Origin of the sequence: Thermosipho japonicus (assembly GCF_014201655.1) — a bacterium.
Taxonomy (GTDB): Bacteria; Thermotogota; Thermotogae; order Thermotogales; family Fervidobacteriaceae; genus Thermosipho; species Thermosipho japonicus.
In genome coordinates this window covers 17,421-37,772 of record NZ_JACHEX010000002.1, presented here as the reverse complement: position 1 = coordinate 37,772, position 20,352 = coordinate 17,421, and the positions used below count along the sequence as shown (strand labels likewise).

The 20,352-nt window shown below is 32.5% G+C and carries 16 protein-coding genes and 6 tRNA genes; 9 read left to right on the top strand and 13 right to left on the bottom strand.

Features of this window, described 5'->3' with window-relative positions; all coding sequences use genetic code 11:
- Positions 1-101: 101 nt before the first annotated feature.
- Genes thiI through HNP65_RS04050 form a run of 8 tightly spaced genes read left to right on the top strand, consistent with a single transcriptional unit; the run spans position 102 to position 11,130 of the window.
- The gene (thiI, locus tag HNP65_RS04085) at positions 102-1,271 is read left to right on the top strand and encodes a tRNA uracil 4-sulfurtransferase ThiI (protein ID WP_184619059.1); all 1,170 of its coding nucleotides are present in this window, start codon (positions 102-104) and stop codon (positions 1,269-1,271) included.
- The gene (locus HNP65_RS04080) at positions 1,268-2,029 is read left to right on the top strand and encodes a lysophospholipid acyltransferase family protein (protein WP_184619058.1); all 762 of its coding nucleotides are present in this window, start codon (positions 1,268-1,270) and stop codon (positions 2,027-2,029) included. The genes thiI and HNP65_RS04080 overlap by 4 nt, the downstream gene beginning before the upstream one ends.
- Positions 2,010-2,540, top strand: coding sequence for a bifunctional nuclease domain-containing protein (locus HNP65_RS04075; RefSeq protein ID WP_184619057.1), 531 nt, complete (start codon positions 2,010-2,012; stop codon positions 2,538-2,540). The genes HNP65_RS04080 and HNP65_RS04075 overlap by 20 nt, the downstream gene beginning before the upstream one ends.
- Positions 2,540-4,915 carry a hypothetical protein gene (locus tag HNP65_RS04070; protein ID WP_184619056.1) on the top strand — a complete coding sequence of 792 codons (2,376 nt, stop codon included), beginning with the start codon at positions 2,540-2,542 and terminating at the stop codon, positions 4,913-4,915. The genes HNP65_RS04075 and HNP65_RS04070 overlap by 1 nt, the downstream gene beginning before the upstream one ends.
- Positions 4,916-4,927: 12 nt before the next feature.
- Entirely contained in the window at positions 4,928-5,539 is a 612-nt protein-coding gene (locus HNP65_RS04065; RefSeq protein ID WP_184619055.1) for a hypothetical protein, read from the top strand.
- 12 nt (positions 5,540-5,551) lie between these two features.
- A complete protein-coding gene (locus tag HNP65_RS04060) occupies positions 5,552-7,816 on the top strand; it encodes a fibronectin type III domain-containing protein (RefSeq protein ID WP_184619054.1) in 2,265 nt (754 codons plus the stop codon).
- Between the two features lie 6 nt (positions 7,817-7,822).
- Positions 7,823-9,550 carry an ABC transporter ATP-binding protein gene (locus HNP65_RS04055; protein ID WP_184619053.1) on the top strand — a complete coding sequence of 576 codons (1,728 nt, stop codon included), beginning with the start codon at positions 7,823-7,825 and terminating at the stop codon, positions 9,548-9,550.
- Between the two features lie 26 nt (positions 9,551-9,576).
- A complete protein-coding gene (locus tag HNP65_RS04050) occupies positions 9,577-11,130 on the top strand; it encodes a bifunctional UDP-sugar hydrolase/5'-nucleotidase (RefSeq protein WP_184619052.1) in 1,554 nt (517 codons plus the stop codon).
- Positions 11,131-11,192: 62 nt separating this feature from the next.
- Here HNP65_RS04050 and HNP65_RS04045 read toward each other — a convergent pair whose 3' ends face one another.
- The 11 genes from HNP65_RS04045 to HNP65_RS03995 all read right to left on the bottom strand — a co-directional run bounded on the left by HNP65_RS04045 (position 11,193) and on the right by HNP65_RS03995 (position 17,942).
- Positions 11,193-11,456 (bottom strand): stage V sporulation protein S, encoded by a 264-nt coding sequence (locus tag HNP65_RS04045; protein ID WP_004104037.1) that lies wholly within the window; start codon positions 11,454-11,456, stop codon positions 11,193-11,195.
- Positions 11,457-11,524: 68 nt separating this feature from the next.
- A tRNA-Arg gene (locus HNP65_RS04040) sits at positions 11,525-11,601 on the bottom strand.
- A gap of 16 nt (positions 11,602-11,617) precedes the next feature.
- Positions 11,618-11,693, bottom strand: a tRNA-His gene (locus HNP65_RS04035).
- A gap of 24 nt (positions 11,694-11,717) precedes the next feature.
- A tRNA-Arg gene (locus HNP65_RS04030) sits at positions 11,718-11,794 on the bottom strand.
- Between the two features lie 12 nt (positions 11,795-11,806).
- Positions 11,807-11,882: transfer RNA gene (locus HNP65_RS04025), tRNA-Gly, on the bottom strand.
- 3 nt (positions 11,883-11,885) lie between these two features.
- Positions 11,886-11,962: transfer RNA gene (locus tag HNP65_RS04020), tRNA-Pro, on the bottom strand.
- A gap of 90 nt (positions 11,963-12,052) precedes the next feature.
- Positions 12,053-13,135, bottom strand: a complete 1,083-nt coding sequence (locus HNP65_RS04015; protein WP_184619051.1) for a 4Fe-4S binding protein — start codon at positions 13,133-13,135, stop codon at positions 12,053-12,055.
- A gap of 18 nt (positions 13,136-13,153) precedes the next feature.
- Positions 13,154-14,437 carry an amidohydrolase family protein gene (locus tag HNP65_RS04010; protein ID WP_184619050.1) on the bottom strand — a complete coding sequence of 428 codons (1,284 nt, stop codon included), beginning with the start codon at positions 14,435-14,437 and terminating at the stop codon, positions 13,154-13,156.
- Positions 14,438-14,441: 4 nt separating this feature from the next.
- On the bottom strand, positions 14,442-15,737 hold the full coding sequence (locus tag HNP65_RS04005; RefSeq protein WP_184619049.1) for a dihydroorotase: 1,296 nt from the start codon (positions 15,735-15,737) through the stop codon (positions 14,442-14,444).
- A 2-nt stretch (positions 15,738-15,739) separates the two neighbouring features.
- Positions 15,740-16,729 carry an ornithine carbamoyltransferase gene (locus HNP65_RS04000; RefSeq protein ID WP_184619048.1) on the bottom strand — a complete coding sequence of 330 codons (990 nt, stop codon included), beginning with the start codon at positions 16,727-16,729 and terminating at the stop codon, positions 15,740-15,742.
- A 1-nt stretch (position 16,730) separates the two neighbouring features.
- Positions 16,731-17,942, bottom strand: coding sequence for a YgeY family selenium metabolism-linked hydrolase (locus HNP65_RS03995; RefSeq protein WP_184619047.1), 1,212 nt, complete (start codon positions 17,940-17,942; stop codon positions 16,731-16,733).
- Positions 17,943-18,128: 186 nt separating this feature from the next.
- Here HNP65_RS03995 and HNP65_RS03990 point away from each other — a divergent pair.
- Positions 18,129-18,204, top strand: a tRNA-Ala gene (locus HNP65_RS03990).
- A 56-nt stretch (positions 18,205-18,260) separates the two neighbouring features.
- Here the strand turns inward: HNP65_RS03990 and HNP65_RS03985 are convergent.
- Positions 18,261-19,172: a hydroxyacid dehydrogenase gene (locus HNP65_RS03985; protein WP_184619046.1), complete on the bottom strand. Its 912-nt coding sequence runs from the start codon at positions 19,170-19,172 to the stop codon at positions 18,261-18,263.
- Positions 19,172-20,314: a pyridoxal-phosphate-dependent aminotransferase family protein gene (locus tag HNP65_RS03980; RefSeq protein WP_126993817.1), complete on the bottom strand. Its 1,143-nt coding sequence runs from the start codon at positions 20,312-20,314 to the stop codon at positions 19,172-19,174. Before HNP65_RS03980 ends, HNP65_RS03985 begins: the two co-directional genes overlap by 1 nt.
- Positions 20,315-20,352 lie beyond the last annotated feature (38 nt).

The window sequence follows — 20,352 nt, the reverse complement described above, 5'->3', positions numbered from 1 at the left end:
ATTAGGTTTGTCAATGTTGGTTAGTTTAGTCTAAGTTGGTAAAACATATAACTATTATAATATTTGTGGTAAAATATTATCTGAGGGAAAGGAGGAAAAAGATGGAATCAGTTGTTGTAGTAAGGTATTCAGAAATTGGACTGAAAGGTAAAAATAGAGGCTATTTTGAGAAAAAATTAATAGATAATATTAGAAAGATTGCAAGACCGCCTGAAATAAATAAAAGGTATGGAAGAATAATTATAAGACTTAAAGACATGGATTTTGATGAAATTAAAGAAAGGTTAAAGTATGTGTTTGGTATCCAAAATTTTAGCTTTGCATATGCCGTTTCGCATGATTTAAATGAAATTAAAGAAGCTGTTTTAAAGCTTTTGAAATTAAAATTAAAGAACGAAAAAACTTTTAAAGTACAAACAAAGAGATCATATAAACAATTTCCTATGAACTCTCAAGAACTTAGCGCTCACATTGGTGCCTTTGTTTTGGAAAATTTTAAAGAATTATCAGTGGATGTTCACAATCCAGATATAATTGTTGGTATTGAAGTTAAAGAAAAGGAAGTATTTGTTTTTGTTGGAAAAGAAAAATTGAATGGAGGTCTTCCGGTCGGAAGCTCTGGAAAGGCAATTTTGCTTTTAAGTGGTGGGATTGATAGCCCAGTTGCCGGTTGGTATATGATGAAAAGAGGAATTTTAATTGAAACTTTAAGCTTTTTGAGTCCACCATTTACTAGTGAAAAGTCAAAAAATAAGATTCTAGAGTTGTCGAATATTTTGTCTAAATATATCCCAGATAATTTAAAAACTTGGATTGTTCCATTTACCCCTGTTCAGCAATATATAAAAGCAAATGCGCCAGATAGATATTCACTTATAATACAAAGACGGAGTATGATGAGAATAGCAAATAAACTGGCAAAAAAAATTAAAGCAAAAGCAATTATAACAGGAGAAAATGTAGGTCAGGTTGCAAGTCAAACGTTAGAAAACTTACATACTATAGAGGCTGCTTCTAACTTACCGATTCTGAGACCTTTAATTGGTTTTGAAAAAATGGATATCGTAGAAAAAGCAAAGGAAATAGGAAGCTACGAAATTTCCATACAACCGTATCTTGATAGTTGTGTTGTTTTCGCACCTAAAAATCCAGCAACAAAATCTTCTATAAAAGAGATAGAAGATTTAGAAAGTAAATTAACTGAACTTTCAAATTTAGAAGAAAAAGCATTTGAAAATATTGAAAAGCATGTTATAGGGAGGAAGCTATGAGAAAAATAGGGAGTTTCTTGTATACTTTATATTTTCTTATAGGTGCAGTAATATATATTGTTTTTTACGGTGCAATTGTATTGTTAATAGGTTTTTTAATAGGTCTTTTTAATAAAAACTTATCGAGACGTTTTGTGGTAGGGCAAATTGAAACTTTTGGAAGAATGGCTTTTAAACTGTTAGGAATTAAGGTACACGTGTATGGTGAAAAACCTGAGATAGGGGAAAATTATTTGGTTGTAGCCAATCATCAAAGTGCTCTTGATATTCCACTCATTATAGGGTATGTGGACCCTGTTGCGTTTATTGCAAAAAAAGAACTTGGAAAGGTACCTGGAATAAATTGGTTTTTAAAATATTTAGGTAGCGTGTTAATTGAGCGCGGAAATATTAGAAAAACGGCGATGGCATTAAAAGAAGTTGTAAAAAAATTAAATGAAGGAGTTCACTTTATTTTATTTCCTGAAGGTACAAGAAGTCCAGATGGAAGTATTTTGCCTTTTAAAAATAGAAGTTTAGAGATTTCATATAAGTACAAAGTAAAAATTTTACCAGTTTCTATATGGGGCGCGCATGAGGTTTTGCCTAAGAAAAGCTTAATTATTAGAAGGAAACCTATTTATATAAAAATCCATGAGCTAGTTGATCCAAATCAATTTGATAGTGAAGAGGAATTAAGGGAGTATGTAAGGAATGTTATTATAGAAGGTGTGAAATTTTTGGAGGGGAGGAATTTAAGTGAAAAAAGCAACAGTTAAAGCGGTTGTTCTTGATAAATTAAACAACGCACCTGTTGTTATTTTGGGGATAGAGGGGACAAATAAGATATTACCAATTTGGATAGGAGCTTGTGAGGCAAGTATATTGGCATTGATGCTTGAAAATACAGAATTTGAAAGACCGCTTACACACGATTTGATGATTAATATAATTGAAGGCCTTGAAGCAAAAGTAGAGAGAGTTTACATAAATAGAATTGAGAATAATACGTTTTTTGCAAGAGTTGTATTGAAAGATTTAACAATTCCTGAAGAAGAAGAGGAAGGACATTACATAGAGTTTGATGCAAGGCCATCTGATGCAATAATTTTAGCTCTAAAGACATCAAGTCCAATATATGTTTCCAATGAACTTGTAAACACACATACAGTAAATTTTGAAGGTGAAAAATTTGATGATGAAGATGAAGAATTTAAAAAATTTGTTGAAAATTTAGACATTGAAGAATTTAAAAGAAGATTTAAAAAAGGTTCACAGGGGGATAATTAATGGGATTTTTAAAAAAAATACTTGAAAAAATTTCTCCATTTTTTACAATGTTAAAAGAAAAATTAAAATTAAATAAAGTAATTGAGTTTTTAAAATCGTTTTATAGAAGAAAAGTTTTGTTTATTTTAACTATTTCAATAGTTATAATTGCTGTTGCTTTGTCTATCTTGCTTTCTAGAATATTAAGCAAGAATGCAATAGAAATTAAACCAAACCAGGAAATAACTATTATAGAGAATTTACATGTAAATATTCCAAAGGGAGCGTTTCCATATGAAAAAAAATTCAACCTTATTCCTTTAACTAAGGATTCAAACCCCGAAATTTTTTCCTCGGCTCCCTTTATAGATGTAGTTTACGATGTTAAACCAGCTGACGGGAAAACTGATTTTTCGTATGTTCCCATGACTTTTAGATATTATTTTCCAGCAAAATATTTTCTGGGTATTGATTATAACAATGTTGCACTTGCCTACATTCCAGATGATGGGAATGCATTTAGAATTTTTCCTGGATGCTACATTGGCTATGATGAGAAAGGATATTTTGTTGAAGCTAAGTCTTTTCACAGCTCTAAGATTGGAGTTGTAGCTTTAACTCCAAAAAAACAAGAACTAGGTATTAAAGTTTTAGTTGAAAAGTTGAGCCCAGAACCTGCAATATTAATAGTTCCTGGAACAGATAGAAACTTTAAAGGATATTTTAAATCTGATGAAAGTTCTGATTTAAATTTCTGGTCTGTTGCATTTTCAAATAGAACGATAATGCTTTACAATTATCCATTATATGAAGTGCGCTCAAAGTTATATCAAGATATGGTTACAGATTACTTTAAAAGATCCGAACTAAAAAGCTACATAGAATTTGAAGCAGAAAGGCTAGCTACTGAATTAAAGAGATTTAAGAACTTTAAATTTGATATTGTAGCACAAGACATAGGTGGATTAATAGTTGCTTATACATTACTTTTACATCCAGAGATAGATAATATAAGAAGAATTGCATTTGTATCTGTCCCATTTAAGGGAACTAATATTTCAAACCCTGTGTATTTTGCATCACTTTTATATGGTAAAAACCCAAGTGCACTTTCAAAAGTCTATAATTTGGATGAAAATATAGTATCTTCGGTTCAAACTCATATTTTTACATATTTAGAAACCGTAAATACGTATTGGAATGAGATATTACCTAACTCTCAGTTACTAAAAAAGTTTGAAAATTTCAAGTTTCCAGACTCTGTAAAAGTGGTTTCATTTATGGGTACAAGACCTCCGCTTGGGATAGATATTACAGGAAGTGGTCTTGCAAAATTCTATCCGGAATTGATTAAGGGCCAAGGCGATGGAATAGTTTCTGTTGATTCTGCAGCACTTGATGGGGTTCAACTTGTTCAAATAGACGGCGATGCTTATACATTTTATTCAAAAAGTGAGTTTATAGAAAAGTTAAAAGAATTCTTTACTTTTGATGAGATTAAAGTTCCTGAATATAAGGATGATACGTATAGAGAATATGTTTCTCAAACTGAAAAGGAAAAAGAAGTATATCTTTCTAAATTAATTCCTTATAGGTTTTCTGGTGCAACTATTTCAGATTCAATTGTTGTAGAACCTGAAGAAAAGTTAGATTATCCTGGAAACCAAATAGCAATTTACAAGTCTGTGGTTTATACAGGTGGGCCTGATGGACTATTTGCAAATGGAACTAAATTAATGGATGGACCAATTTTAAACTTAAAAGAAACTTTTGATGGAGTTTCATTTAGAACTGCTAACGAGATATATTTCTATAGTCCAGCAATTAAAAAGAAATATAATATTGTATATGTTTCGGATTTTCTTGCAACAGCTGAAGGGGTTTATACTGCTGTTCAAGCAGGAGAGATGATAAGTTTCTGGGATCCACGTGGTAATAAAATTGTGGATTTGAAAGGACAATATGGAAGGATTAAAGTTGATAACAACTATTTGATTTTTTATACAAACAAGCAGATTTATGTTCCAAAATTAGAACTTCTTTTAAATGTTCCTCAGCTTGAAAACAAAAGTATAGATATTTCTGATGCTATTATTTACAAAAATGAAGTATTGTCAGTTACACGTAGTTATGGATTTTTGTTCTTTGATATAGGTACTACAGAAGGAAATTATGTAGGAGAAGGTTGGATAGGAAATATTAAAATTCATCATGTTGCAAATTACTTTTTGACAATTGGAAAGAATTTTATTACCATAATAGATATTCCTGAAAGAAGAGTATTAAAGATAATTGAGAAACTTGATTTTGATGTAATAAATTCTGCTACAGATGGTAAATACTTATATTTAGTATCAAAAGATGGTATATATAAATATAAAGTTAGGGAATATTAGAGGAGGTATAGAATGATACATCTATTTTTGGGGCATTATGTTGCAGATCACGGTTTTACTCACAATAGTAAATTGAGGCATTTAAAAGGTTGGAAATTAATTGAACACCTTATATGGTCTGTTTTTGCGATACTTGCATTTACCTTTGATACATTACTCAAAAATGCACCAGTTATTTTATTTACTTTTATTGCAATCCACCTTGTTCTTGACTATTTAAGGGTAAAGGTTAAAAAGGAGAGTTTTTATCATTTAATAGAAATTTCAGGCATAATTTTGGCCCTTATTTTTAATTATAGTGTTTATAAATATTTTTATACTTCTTACCTTTCAAAAGAATTTGTTTTGTACATTTTGGGAATGGCTCTTGTAACTACAGCTTTGTCTTACTTTTTTAGAAATTTTTACACAAAGGATGAAATGTTTGAAGATTTAGAGGGAATTTCTGAAAGACTTGCATTTTTTGTTTTCTTTTTAGCTAACAAGCCTTTCTTTGCATTTCTATCGTTGTTGTTAGGGTTTTTGTATAGACTGTGGAAAATAAAAAAATTTGATCATGTCTGGTGGATAAGCCCTGCATTTGCTGTTGTATTTTCTATGATTTGGAAGGTGATAGTTTTTTAGGGGGAGATATGATTGGATAATAAAAAGAGATTACTAATTTATCTTATTTTTGTTTTTTTCACTATATTTTCGTTAATATTAATAGTTAAAATTTCAAAAAAAGATGTTCCTTCAATTGTTTTAAAATCACCAGGTGCAAGCGAAATTGTAAAACAAAGAAAAGTAAAATTTTCTTGGGATGTTGATTATAAAAGACAGATTACTTTGTTTTCCCATGTCTTTCTTGGAAATAGCAAAGAATCTATGCAAGAGATTTATTCAGGTATAGATAATAACTTTGAAAAAGTACTTAAACCTGGAACTTACTATTGGAAAGTACAATCTAAGTTTGGAAATAAATTAATTGAAAGTAGTATTGCTACATTTACAATAGTTAATAATTTTCCAATTTTGGAAGATGTAAAAGCAAGTGTTGATAAAAATGTGGTAAGTTTTGAGTGGAATGCCAAAGATCCAGATAATGATCCACTAAGTTATTCTTTATTTTTGTATGATTCTTCAAACAATGTAAACAAGATAGATTTAAAAAATAATTTTTACAGGTTAAATCTTCCAGCTGGTAGATACAGTTGGAAGATTGTTTGTTTTGATGAATTTGGTGGAGCGACAGAATCGAAATTAAATTATTTTGAAATTAAAAGTGAAGAAGAAAAGGTAGATTTTATACCAACCTTTGATATAGCAAAGAAGAAAGATGGATTTTTGATTTCATTTAAAAGATTGGATGGCTATAAATATTATTTGCAAATATTATCAGATAAAGAAAGAGAAATAAAATTGGATAAAGATTTTTATCTTTTTACTGATTTTAAAGAAGGGGTTAGGTATAAGGTAAGATTGAAGGTTGAAAATGAATCGGGGCAAAAGATATATAGTCCCTACAAGGAAATTTTTGTTGAAAGTAAAGATAATGTCCCACCAAATTTTGAAGTTCTTTTTCCAAAGGATGGATTTAGTGGAATTTCAGACAAGATAGTGTTTAGGTGGAATATTAAAGATGATAAAACTGAACCTTCTGTAACTTTGTACCTTGGAACAGGGAAAGATAAATTAAAAAAGATTGTATCTAATTACAAAGCAAAAAGTTATGAGTATAAGGGACTTTTACCCGACACTACTTATTTTTGGAAACTGGTTGTTTCAGATGGCGTAAATAGTGTGGAAAGTCCTATTTTCGAGTTTAAAACGGGTCCTTTAGTTGAAATAATTGATGTAATTGGCACAGAAAATGATGACTATGTAAATGATGTTTTGCAAATAAATGATGATATATTTATTTTAATGACTAGTGGAGAAAACGTCATACTACGCGATGTTAGCGGGAAATATAACTTAGATCTAAACATTAAAGGTGAAGGTGTTGATGTTGAAGAAAAAGATGGTGTTTTTTATATTTTGGCAAATACCAAAGATGGAGATTACATCCTTTCTGCATTGAAAAATGGTATTTTTCTTTTTAAAAAGAGATATGGAGGAAAATATAAAGATACTGCTAAAAAGCTAATGTTAAGTGATGATGGTATTTACATTTTGGGCGATACATGGTCCGATGATTTTGTACATTTGTATGGTTGGAATGATGTTTTTTTACAAAAACTTGATTATAACGGAAAAGTAATTTGGACTAGAAATTACGGTGGAAGTAAGCTTGATGAAGCTGTAAGCTTTGCAAAGACAAGTAAGGGTTATGTAATTGTTGGAAATACTATGTCAAAAGATATGGATATACCTAAAAGCTATGGTATGAAAGATATATTTGTTATGTACTTGGATAAAAATTTCAAACCGAAAGTTACAAGGGTGTTTGGTGGGGAAAATAACGATACAGCAAGTGCATTAAATATTACAGACGGTTTTGTCTATGTTGTTTCAAAGGTATACTTTAATAAAGATCGAGAAACAGAAGATGCAAATATTTACTATTTAAAACTTAATGAGGATGGAGTGCGTTTAGAGGAAAAATTGCTTGGTGGTAGTGGTAATGATATTTGCAATGACATAAAAATTTATAAAGATAATGTATATTTATTTGGAAGTACTAATTCAAGAGATGGTGATTTTTACACATATTATACGGCAAAAGGCTTTGGAGATTTGTTTATTTCAAATTTAGGAAAATGGACTATAGTAAATGGTGGATATGAAGAAGATGAAGTAAAGTATGGATTAATTACAAAAAATGGTATAATATTTATCGGAAATACTAGTTCGCAAAGCGGATTATTTGACAAGCATATAGGAAATGTGGACGTATTCATAGGAAAAGTTGAGAGGTGAAAACACTTGATCAAAGACTTTGTAAAGAAAAGATTTTGGTTTTACCTTGCTGGGGTATTTACACTCATTGTGGTTGATACGCTTCAACTTGTTGTTCCAAAGTTTATTTCCCGTGCGGTTGATAGTCTAAATGTAAAAACTCCCGATGTTAATGTTGCAAAAGTTATGGCGCTTGGAATAATTGGGGTAGCAATTGGAATGTTTATTACTAGGTTTTTCTGGAGATTTTTCATAATTGGAAGTGCCAGAAAGTTTACATATGAGGCAAGAAAAATTTTGTACGACAAAATTCTCTCACTTGATATGTCGTTTTTTGATAAACATAGAAGTGGAGACTTAATGGCACATTTTACAAATGATATGAACAATATTGAAAGAATGATGGGACCTGGAATAGTGATGATGGTTGATGCATCATTTATGTCTGTAATTACGATCTTTTTTATGGCAACTAGTGTTGGATGGAAATTAACACTTATAGCTTTGATACCACTTCCGCTTATAGTACTTATTTCCCTTGTATTTGGAAAATTTATTTACAGGCGTTCAAAAAAGGTTCAAGATACATTTTCTGATTTAAGTGGTTTTACTGAAGAATCAATAGATGGTGTAAGAATTTTAAAAACGTTTTCTATTTTGCCAAAATTTGAAGAAATATTTCAAGTTAAGGCAAAGAATAATTTTAAAGCAACGCTTTCTCTAATAAAAGTTTGGGGAATTATGTGGCCACTAATACATTTTATCAGTTCTATGGCTTACTTTATAACTATTGCATATGGTGGCCCGATGGTTATAAACCAAAAAATTACATTAGGAGAATTTTTTGCATTTAATAACTATATTGGTATGATAGTCTGGCCTTTGACAGCAATTGGTTGGGTTATCAATATAATTCAAAATGGTAGGGCATCGTATAACAGAGTATTGAATATTTTAAATACACAATCAAAGGTTGTCGAACCTGAAAATCAAGATATAAAAATAGAAAGTATTGACAACATTGAAATTAAAGGTCTAAATTTTGCATATCCAGAATCCGATAGACTAGTTTTGAAAAACGTAAACATGAAAATTTCAAAAGGCCAATTGGTTGGAATCGTTGGAACAGTAGGGAGTGGAAAGTCTACAATAGTAAAGATAATAAGTAAGCTCTATCCTGTTCAAAGAGGTCACGTATTTATTAATGGTTATGATATCAATGATATTCCATCAAAAATTGTTAGAACGAAAATATCCTATGTTCCACAAGAAACGTTTCTGTTTTCAACAAGTTTAAAGAATAATATTGCATTTGGAATGGAAGATTTTGAAGAATGGCAGGTAAAAGAATATGCAATGCTTTCTGCTGTTCATAGTGATATAGAAAGGTTTCCAAAAAGTTATGACACAGTTGTGGGTGAAAGAGGAGTTACACTTTCGGGTGGACAAAAGCAAAGAGTTACAATTGCAAGAGCTTTAATTAGGAATAGTGATGTATATATATTTGATGATTGTTTATCGGCAGTAGATCCTGAAACTGAAGAAAAAATTATTAAAACTTTGAGAGAAAGTATGAAAAATAAAACCATGGTTATTATTACCCATAGGTTGAAGGTTTTGACTAATGCAGATATGATTTATGTTTTTGATAACGGAGAAATAATTGAAAGTGGAAAACATGATGAACTAATGAATTTAAATGGGCTTTATGCGAAAATGTATAGGAAACAATTGATTGAGGAGGAACTTAATTAATTTTAACCCTAAAAGGAGGTGTTTGTATGAGGAATTTGAAGTTTTTAGTTGTTTTGATGGTAGTTTTGGCATTAAGTGTATTTGCAGTTAAAATAAGCATTTTCCATGTAAACGATACACATGGTCATGCATGGACTTTCAGTGAATATCACAATCCAGATATTGGTGGATTTGCAGTAATAGCATCCATAATTGATGAAGAACGCGCTAAGAATCCAAATGTGTTGTTCTTGCATGCAGGCGATATTAACACAGGTGTTCCAGAATCAGATTTATTAAATGCATTACCAGATATTTTTGCACTTAATAGAATGAAGTTAGATGCTATGGCAGTTGGAAATCATGAATTTGATAAACCTCGCGATGTTTTAAAGTATCAGATGAGCATTGCAAAGTTTCCATTTTTATCAGCAAATATATATAAAGATGGAAAACCATTCTTTACACCATATATAATCAAAAATGTTGGTGGAGTTAAAGTAGCAATTTTTGGTTTAACAACTGAAGAAACAAGTATTCTTGAACCACTATACAGCCAAGATTTAGAATTTAGAAATGCTATAGAGGTTGCAAAAGAACTTGTTCCAATGTTAAGAGAAAAAGCAGATGTAGTTATTGCATTAACACACCTTGGAATGGGTCAAGAATATGAAGGAAACTATACAACATCTGAAGAACTTGCACAAAATGTTGATGGAATTGATGTAATTATTGATGGTCATAGCCACACAAAGCTTGAAGAAGCTAAAGTTATTAATAATACAATAATTGTTCAAGCATGGGAATGGGGAAAAATTGTTGGGAAACTTGATTTAGATGTTGAAAACGGAAAAATAAAAGAATGGAATTGGACCCCAATTCCAGTAAATCTAAAAGTTTATAAAGGAAAAGATGAAAACGGAAATGCTATCTATGAATACGTTGGAAAACCATATGAGCCGGCAATGTATGTAAAAGTTCCACTTGATTACTTTGCAAAACTTGGATCAAAGAAACTTGATACAGTAATTGGTGAAACAAAAGTATTACTTGACGGTGAAAGAGCACATGTAAGATCAGGAGATACAAATCTAGGACACCTTATAACTGATGCAATGCTTTGGAAGACAGGTGCAGATATTGCTTTCCAAAACGGTGGAGGAATTAGAGCATCTATTGAACCTGGAAAAATTACAATTAGAGATATCTTAACAGTTCTTCCATTTGGAAACACAGTATACGTTATGAAGATGAAAGGTTCAGACATAATGAAAGTATTAGAATACGCAGCAAATATACCAGAAGGAAAAGGTGCATTTTTACATGTTGCAGGTCTTACATTTGAAAGCAAAAATGGAAAGGTAACAAAAGTAATGGTAAATGGAAAACCATTAGAAATGGATAAAGTATATAAAGTTGTAACAAATAATTATATGGCTGGTGGTGGAGATGGCTATTCAATGCTTAAAGAAGCAAAAGCAACAGGATATGACACAGGCTTTGTACTAGCTGACGTTGTAGTAGAATACATTCAAAAAGGATTAGGTGGCAAAATTGATAGCTATGATGACACACCAAGATATATCAGAATAAATGAATAAGATAATTAAAAAGATAAAAGCCCGGTCAAAAAGACCGGGCTTTTTTCATATTATAAATTAAGTTATTCTCTTGGAAAAACAATAAATTTAAGAGCAGTTCTTGATTCATTTTCAATATTAACATCGGTAAATGCAGGAACACAGACAAGATCAATTCCACTTGGAGCCAAATAACCTCTTGCAATTGCAATAGCTTTAACTGCTTGATTTACAGCACCTGCACCAATTGCTTGAACTTCAGCCTTCCCTTTTTCCCTAATTACACCTGCGAGAGCACCTGCAACTTTGTTTGGATTTGAACCTGATGCAACTTTAAGGACTTCCATACTAATACCTCCTTTACAATGTTGTTAAGTAAAATTTTGCTAAGTCTGTGTGGTGGGACTGTCCCGTATGGCGCGCCTGGCAGGATTTGAACCCGCAACCATCGGATCCGAAGTCCGACGCTCTATCCAGTTGAGCTACAGGCGCGTTATACAATAAAAAATGGGGTGGCTAGCGGGATTTGAACCCGCGACCACCTGATCCACAGTCAGGCGCTCTACCAGCTGAGCTATAGCCACCATCAATAGTTATATATTAAATTTTGGCGCGCCCGGCGGGAGTCGAACCCACAACCCCCGGATTAGAAGTCCGGTGCTCTATCCTATTGAGCTACGGGCGCGCAAATTCTTTTTGGAGCGGGCGACGGGACTCGAACCCGCAACCCTCGGCTTGGAAGGCCGATGCTCTACCAATTGAGCTACACCCGCATATGGTCGGGGCGACTGGACTCGAACCAGCGGCCTCCTGTTCCCAAGACAGGCGCGCTAGCCAACTGCGCTACGCCCCGAATTTCAGAGACCGATATTCATTATAGCATAACAAAGAACCTATGTCAATATACTATAAATGTAAATTTTTTTAGATTTTTGTTTTAATATTATAGCACACCACTTATTGCTTTGACAGGACATCTACTTTCACAAAGACCACAGCCAAAACACTTTGAATTATCTACGTTAACTTTTTCGTCAATTTTTATTGCAAAGTATGGACATACTCTCTCACAAATTCTGCATAAGGTACATTTTTGATAATCTACAATTGGATGATTTGGAGAATATTTTACTTGATAATCAGTAACTCTTTGAGATTTAACATCTTCAATACTTTTAAAGTTATATTTTTCAAGCTTTTTAGGTAGATCATTAATTATCTTTTCATATATATCTTTTCCATAGATAAGTGCAGAAGACAATAGTTGAACTGCATCAGCACCAGCTAGAAGAAATTCTATTACATCATCTGCGCTTTTTATACCGCCTACTCCTATTATTGTAATATCTTTAAAAGCATCACGGATAGTTTTAACAATAGAAAGTGCTATCGGTTTGATTGCAGGCCCAGACATCCAAACTTGTCCTTTTTCATTTCCAATTAAAATTTTTCTACTTTTAATATCTATTTTTATAGTTGGGCCAAGAGAATTTATTGCTACAATCCCATTTGCACCATTTTCTATGGCAACTTTTGTAAATTCAACTGGATCAGGAATATGTGGGCTTATTTTCATAAAGATTGGTTTATTTGTGTTTTTTCTAATAGCTTTAACTATTTCAGCTATTGTGTTGTAATCTTTTCCTACATAATGTGTTGAAATTTCAAATGCATCTGCAAATGGGTCTAATTGCGGTATTAATTTTTCCATATCTTCTTTTGAGTAGCCTGCACTAACAATAAGAGGTTTTTTTAGGTCTTTTTTGACTTTTGGAAGTATTTCATCAATCCATTTTTCAGGAGGTAATTCTGACCATAGTTCAGCATTCATTGCAAAATTGTTTTCACCATATATGCACGGTCTTGGTACTTGAGCTGCTTTTGTCGATATAGTTTTTGTAACAATTGCTCCAACACCCATAGAATCAATAAACTTTATTTTTTCATAGTCTCCGACTAAAGGTCCAGAAGCTGGCATAACTGGGTTATCAATTTTTATTCCCGATATATTAGTTGATAGATCCATCTAATTTCCCCCCTTGGTTTATTTGTTTAACTTTTTCCAAAGATTTTCGGCAACTTTTTTTGCTTGTTTGTATATTTCATCTACTTGCAATTTTATTTCATAATTTTGCATTAAAATTTTTCCGTTAACTATAACATGAGAAGGTCTAAAATTATCAAATAATCCATATATTACATGCCCAAAAGCATTTTCGCTATTTAAAGGAGTTGGAGGAGTGTATGGAACAATAATTAAATCTGCAGCGTATCCTGGTTTAATTTTTCCTAATTTAATGTTTAAATGTTTGCTTGCAATTTCATAAGTATTTGATATTATACTTTTTAAGTCGTCAAAGGAAAAAGAAAGTGGTGAATTTCCTTTTAATTTCATTGAAAAATAGAGATTTAAGAGTTCTCTTGCAAAATTAAATCCCAAACCATCATTTCCTGTTATAACCTTAACGTTGTGTTTTTTCATTAATCTGTAATTTGGTAATCCAACAGCGTTGTTCATATTTGATGTAACATTTAATGCGATAAAGCAGTTCTTTTTTGATATTAATTCAAGTTCCTCTACTGAAGCATGAACACAATGGGCAAGTATTGAATTTTCCCTCAACAAACCAAACTTTTCTAATCGAGTAATTACACGAAGTCCATATTTTGAAAGGGAATCTTCTACATCGTCTATGCTTTCAGCAGTGTGAATATGGATTGGGCCTTTATAAAGCTTAGACACTTTTTCAAGAGTGTTATCAGATAAACTTAGTGAAGCATGAAGCCCAAATAATCCAGCATGCATTTCAGAACGCGTCTTTAAAAACTCTAAATTTTCGTTTATGCATTCATCTACATTAAATCTGTCACTGGTTTCAAAACAAAAGATTCCTCTTAATCCAATTTCATCACAAAGAGCCGTTTTTAATGTGTTTAAACTTCCTTTTATTTGTAGTCCACTTGCATGATGATCAATTACTGTTGTTACACCGTTTTTGATGAATTCAATTCCTGCAACAAGCGCGCTGTAATAGTTTTCCTCTTTTGCAAGTTGTGAATCGAGTTTCCACCAAAGTTGAGTAAGTATATCTTTGAAATTCAAAGGATTAAATGGCAAGTTTAAACCTCTTGCAAAAGTTGAATAAATGTGGGTATGCCCTATTACAAAACCGGGCAAAACAAAATTTCCTTTTGCATCAATTATTTGTGGTGCACCTTTAAAATTTTCCATAGGACCAATATCATTTATTTTTTTATCGAAAATTATATAGTAATTTTCATGAAAGTTTTCATAGTCAAAAATTTTTGCATTGATTATTGCTTTCATATAATTACCTCCTGATAAAGCTGCCTTTGGCTTTATTGACCAATTTATCTTGATCAATTGTTATAACGCCGTTTTTAATTACTTTTTCAACCTTCCCTCTAATTTGAGTTCCTAAGTAAAGATCGTAATCTGCTTTTGTATGTGACATACTTATTTTCCCTTTATACTTTGAATCGAAAATTACTATGTCAGCATCTGCACCGGGAAGCAAAGTTCCTTTTCTGGGATAAAGTCCGAAAAATTTTGCAGGATTTATGGTAAATTTATCTATTATTTTCTCACCAAATAATGAATACATTAGTACAAAGGAATGTTCTATTCCGCCGATTCCCATTGGAAGTTTTCCGGTTCTTCTTTTACGTTTTTCTTTGCTGTTAAATGAACAATGATCTGTACCAATTGAGAAAATGTTATCAATATTATTTTTTAATTTTTCATTTTCATTTTTACTCCTTAGAGGAGGAGTCATAGTGTAAAGATGACCTTTTTTAGATTCATATACACTATCATCAAAGTAAAAATAATGAGGGCAGCTTTCAAAAAAGATGTTTTTGTTTAGAATATCGTTAAATCTATTATATATTTCTTCAATTGAGCTTCCGCAAGTTGTATGGACAATGTAAACAGATGCTTTTGTTTGATTTAAAAATTCGGCAATTTTAATTATTTCAGAGATTTCAGAGATTTCGGGTCTTGCTTTAGAATGAAAGTTTATTGGTACATTTTCAATAATCATATCTTCATTTTCTGCATGAATTAAAATTGGGATGTTATAATTTTTTGAAGTTTTGAACAATTCAAACATCTTTTTGTCATTAGTTCTTCTATTACTAGAAGAATAAGCAGTAAAGATTTTTATAGAAGTTGTTCCAAGTTCTTTTATTTTATTTATTAGAGTATCGAAGTCCCCTTCAAAATTTCCTAAAGTTGCATGAAATGAGTAATCTACAAAGGACTTTTTTGCAGTGGATAAACGAATTTTAAAAGCATTTTCTAATTCTTCAGTGTTTGATATTGGATCTAAAAAATCAATAATAGTTGTAACACCACCAAATAATGCAGATATACTTCCGCTTTCAAAGTCATCAACGGAAGTATACTTTCCAAGGTTTAGTTCAAAGTGAACATGTGGGTCAATAAAGCCGGGAAGAACAACCTTCCCGGCTGCATTAATTTCTTCTTTGCTTTTTTGAAAGGTTGTTGATATGTCAACTATTTTTCCTGATTTTATATATAAATTTGCGTTAATATATTGCCCATCAAGGTATAATTTTCCGTTGATTATACCCAAATCAAACATTATTAAAATCTTCCTCCCATGAGTAAAGTCATTACAGCTTTTGCTGTATGTAGCCTATTTTCAGCTTCATCGTAAACAACGGAATGAGGACCATCTATTACACTATCGACAACTTCTTTTCCTCTGTCGGCTGGAAGTGCATGCATATAAATCGAATGTTTTTTAGTAAGCTTCATTAATTCTTCCGTACATATCCAATTTTTGTGTTTGGCTTGTTCTGCTCTAATTTCATCGGGATTATCTGAAACAAAGAAGCCACCCCAATTTTTTGGAATTACTATATCTGCATCTACAAATGCATCCTCCATCTTATGAGAAATTTCCAGCTTTCCGCCGTACATTTCAGCATTTTTCTTTGCCTGTTCAACAATTTCTGGCATTAGATCAAATCCTTCAGGGTATGCCAGAGTTACATCCATGCCGAACCTAGTAAATAACAATATTTGAGATTGAGGTACCGACAATGGTTTTAAATGACTTTCAGCATATGCCCAACTAATACCTACTTTTAATCCTCTTAAGTTTTTTCCAAACCTTTCTTGAATTGTCATAAGGTCAGCCATAACTTGGAAAGGGTGGTAAATATCATCCTGTAGATTCATGACGGGAGCTTTTGAGTGTTTTGCCATCTCATTTAAATATTTATTTCCTTCACCGAATTTGCAGAATCTAATTCCAATACCATCACCGAATCTTGAAAGGATTATTCCAGTATCTTTTGCAACTTCACCATGGGCAATTTGCATTTTATCTGGTGTTAAGAAAATTCCGGTACCACCCAATTGTGCAATCCCAGCTTGCATACTGTTTCTTGTTCTTGTGCTTTCATCAAAGAATATTAAAAACAAAGTTTTGTATAAAAGGTATGGAGTTGGTTCTCCATGGCTGAACTTAATTTTTAAATCTCTTGCAAGATCTAACATAAGTTCTATTTCTTCATTTGTAAAATCCTGTGTGGTTATAAAATGCCTTCCTCTAAAAAATGTGGACATCTTACCCCCTCCTCGTTTTCAAAAGTTCAACAATTGTCTTTGGAAAAGTCGCATAGAATGCAGCAGCTTTTACAAGATGTTCTATTTCTACTTTTTCATTTGGTGCATGTGCAAACCTTTCTTCTCCAGGACCGAAACCAACAGTTGGTATTCCATATACTCCTGCTGTTACAGTACCATTTGTTGAAAATGTCCATTTGTCTATGAAAGGTTCTTTGCCAAAAACATTGATGTAATTCTTTTTTGCTGCTTGCACTATGAAACTATCTTCTGGGAAAGTCCAAACTGGAAAGTATTTTTCAGTTGGAAAAATTTCACCTGTATAGGATGGCTTTTTGTATTCAAGTTCAATAATTTCAGCATCTTCTACACCAGCTCTTTTGAATACATCTTTTATTTCTTCAAAAACTGTCTCTTTTGTTTCGCCTTCAGTTATTCTTCTATCAATCTGTATTTCGCACTCATCTGGAACAGCGTTATGAGAAGGAGATTTAAAGAAAATTTGAGAAACAACAATTGTACCCTTTCCAAGGAAAGAATTGCTTTTTAAACGGTCATTTAATTTTTCAATTTCATTTATTATTTTTGCCATTTTATAAATAGCATTTACACCTCTTTCAGGCGCGCTTGCATGGGCTGACAGCCCTGTAGTTCTAATTCTAAATTCGATTCTTCCTCTATGACCTCTGTATATATTTAACGATGTAGGTTCAGTAATTACAACAAAATCAGGTTTTAGATGTTCTTTTTCTACAATATATCTCCAGCAAAGTCCATCGCAATCTTCTTCCATTACTGTACCGGTTATGTAAAGTGTAAAGTCATCAAAAAGTCCCAATTCTTTTAAAATTTTTGCACCATATACCATGGAGCACATTCCGGCTTTTTGATCGGAAGCTCCACGACCATACACCCATTTTTCATCATAATCTCCGCTGAAAGGGGCTTTTTCCCAAAGTTTTTCATTTCCCACGTCTACGGTATCAATGTGTGCATCCATTGCAATTTTGTATTTTCCATTTCCGATCTTTCCAATAATGTTTCCTAATCCATCAATTTTAATTTCATCAAAACCTACTTTTTCCATTTCCTCTTTTATTACTTGAACAACTTCTTTTTCTTGTCCAGAGTAGCTTTTTGCTTTTATGAGTTTGCTCATGAAGTTAACGATTTCATTTTTGTATTTATAAGCAAGTTCTAATGCTTTATTCATCAAAACACCTCCCATATCTTTTTTTTGTATTATAGTTTGAATTAAAGTTATAAAAAATATATGAAAAACAGAAAAAATGGAAAGAAAATTGTATTTTTAAGGGATATTTGTGAAAAACAAAAATACTAGGAAGATAAAAACTTTTGTTGACAAAAGAAAATAATGTGCTAAATTATTAGTTGTGATGGGGCCGTAGCTCAGTTGGGAGAGCGCTACCTTCGCACGGTAGAGGCCGTGGGTTCAAATCCCATCGGCTCCACCAAAAAAATAAACCTCCACGCAATTTAGCGTGGAGGTTTTGTTTTATACTCTTTGAGATTACAACTTTTTAACTTCTTCAAGAATCTTATCAACTATTATTTGGCCAACTCTCAGTTGTGCCTCAACTGTTGAAGCACCAATATGAGGTGTCGCAACAACATTTGGAAGTTCAAGAAGTTTTTTTCTTAGTTCATCTGTTGGAGGTTCAACTTCAAATACATCAAGGCCAGCAGCATAAACTTTTCCAGAGGCAAGAGCGTTGTAAAGTGCTTCTTCATCAACTACGCCACCGCGTGCTGCATTGATTAATATGACTCCATCTTTCATCTTTTCAAATGCCTCTTTTGATACTAGATGCTTAGTTTCATTTGTTAGAGGAACGTGGATTGTAATAAAATCTGATTCCTTAAATATTGTGTCAAGATCAACTATTTCAACATTCATATCTGTTTCTTTAACAAAAGGATCATATGCAAGTACTCTCATGTCAAAAGCAAGTAATCTTTTTGCGACTTCTCTTCCAATGTTTCCAAAGCCAATAATTCCAACCGTTCTTTTGTAAAGTTCGTGGCCTTTTAGTTGTTTTTTTGTCCACTCACCATTTTTTAGATCCATTGTTCCTTTTGCAATATGCCTTGCACAAGAGATCATTAACCCAATTGCAAGTTCTGCAACAGAAATTCCATTTGCTCCAGGAGTGTTTATAACCTTAATACCTTTTTCTTTTGCCTTTTCAACATCAACGTTATCAAGTCCAGTTCCTGCCCTTGCAATTATTTTTAAATTCTTTCCAGCTTCAATGATGTCAGCAGTTACTTTTGTTGCACTTCTTACAACTAATACGTCTATATTTGGAATTTCCTTTATTAGCTCATCTTTTTCAAGGTGCTCTGAAGTCACATTGTATCCAGAGTTCATGAGCCTTTCCATGGCGCTCTTGTCAAGAGGATCATTTACATGTATTCTCATTATTTGTTTACCTCCTTGAAGAGAACCTCTTGAGCTGCCTTGACTCCTGTACCAAACTCTACTTTGTATCCAAGTTCATTCAAAACAAACTCAAGTGCAGATATACCAACAATTGTGTCAAAAATGCTCAAATATCCGAGCGTTGAAATTCTAAAGATTTTACCTTTTACGTGTTCTTGTCCGCCTGCAATTGTTACACCATATTTATCTCTCATTATTTTTGTTAATTTATTTCCATCTACACCTTCAGGAACTTTAACAGCGGTTGCAACGTTTCCCGGGCGTTTGGAGAATAGTTCTAACCCCATAGCTTTTACTGCAGCTCTTGTTGCATCTGCAAGTATTCTGTGCCTTTCCCAAACATTTTCTATTCCTTCTTCTTTAACCATTTGAATTGCTTTTCTTAACATGTATATTAGGTTAACACCTGGAGTCCATGGATTGTCTGGGTATTTTTTTGCGTATGCTTTGAGGTTAAAGTAGTAATTAGAATTTTTACTATTTTCTACTAATTTCCATGCTTTATCATTTAATGCAATAAATGCAAGTCCTGGAGGAAGCATAACGCCTTTTTGAGAACCACTTACAACAACGTCTACTCCCCATTCATCCATCTTTAATGGTTCTGCAAGAAGTGCACTAACAGCATCAGTTACGAGGACTACATCTGTATCTCTTGTAACTTTTGCGATACCTTCAAGATCAATAACGGTACCAGTTGATGTTTCACTATATGTTGTAAATACAGCTTTTGCATCTGGATGTTTTTCAATAGCTTCTTTAATTTGTTCTGGTGTAACAGCTTCTCCCCATTCTAATTTAATGGATACAACGTTTACGTTAAATCTTTCGGCAATTTCTCTCCATCTTTCTCCAAATTTACCTGCTTCGACAATAATTGCTTTGTCTCCAGGGTTTAAAAGGTTTGTTACAGCAGCTTCTAGAGCACCTGTTCCCGAAGAAAGGAGTGTGTAAACTCTATGTTCTGTTTGAAAGAGATATTTTAACTCATTCAAAGTTTCCTCTAGTATTTTTACAAATTGTGGGGTTCTGTGGTGAATAGTTTCACGAGCGCCTTCAAGTAAAATCTCAGATGGGACTGGAGTTGGCCCAGGAGCCAAAAGATAATTCTTTTTGATCATTTAATAACACCTCCTAGTTTTTTGTAGTTACCACTTAC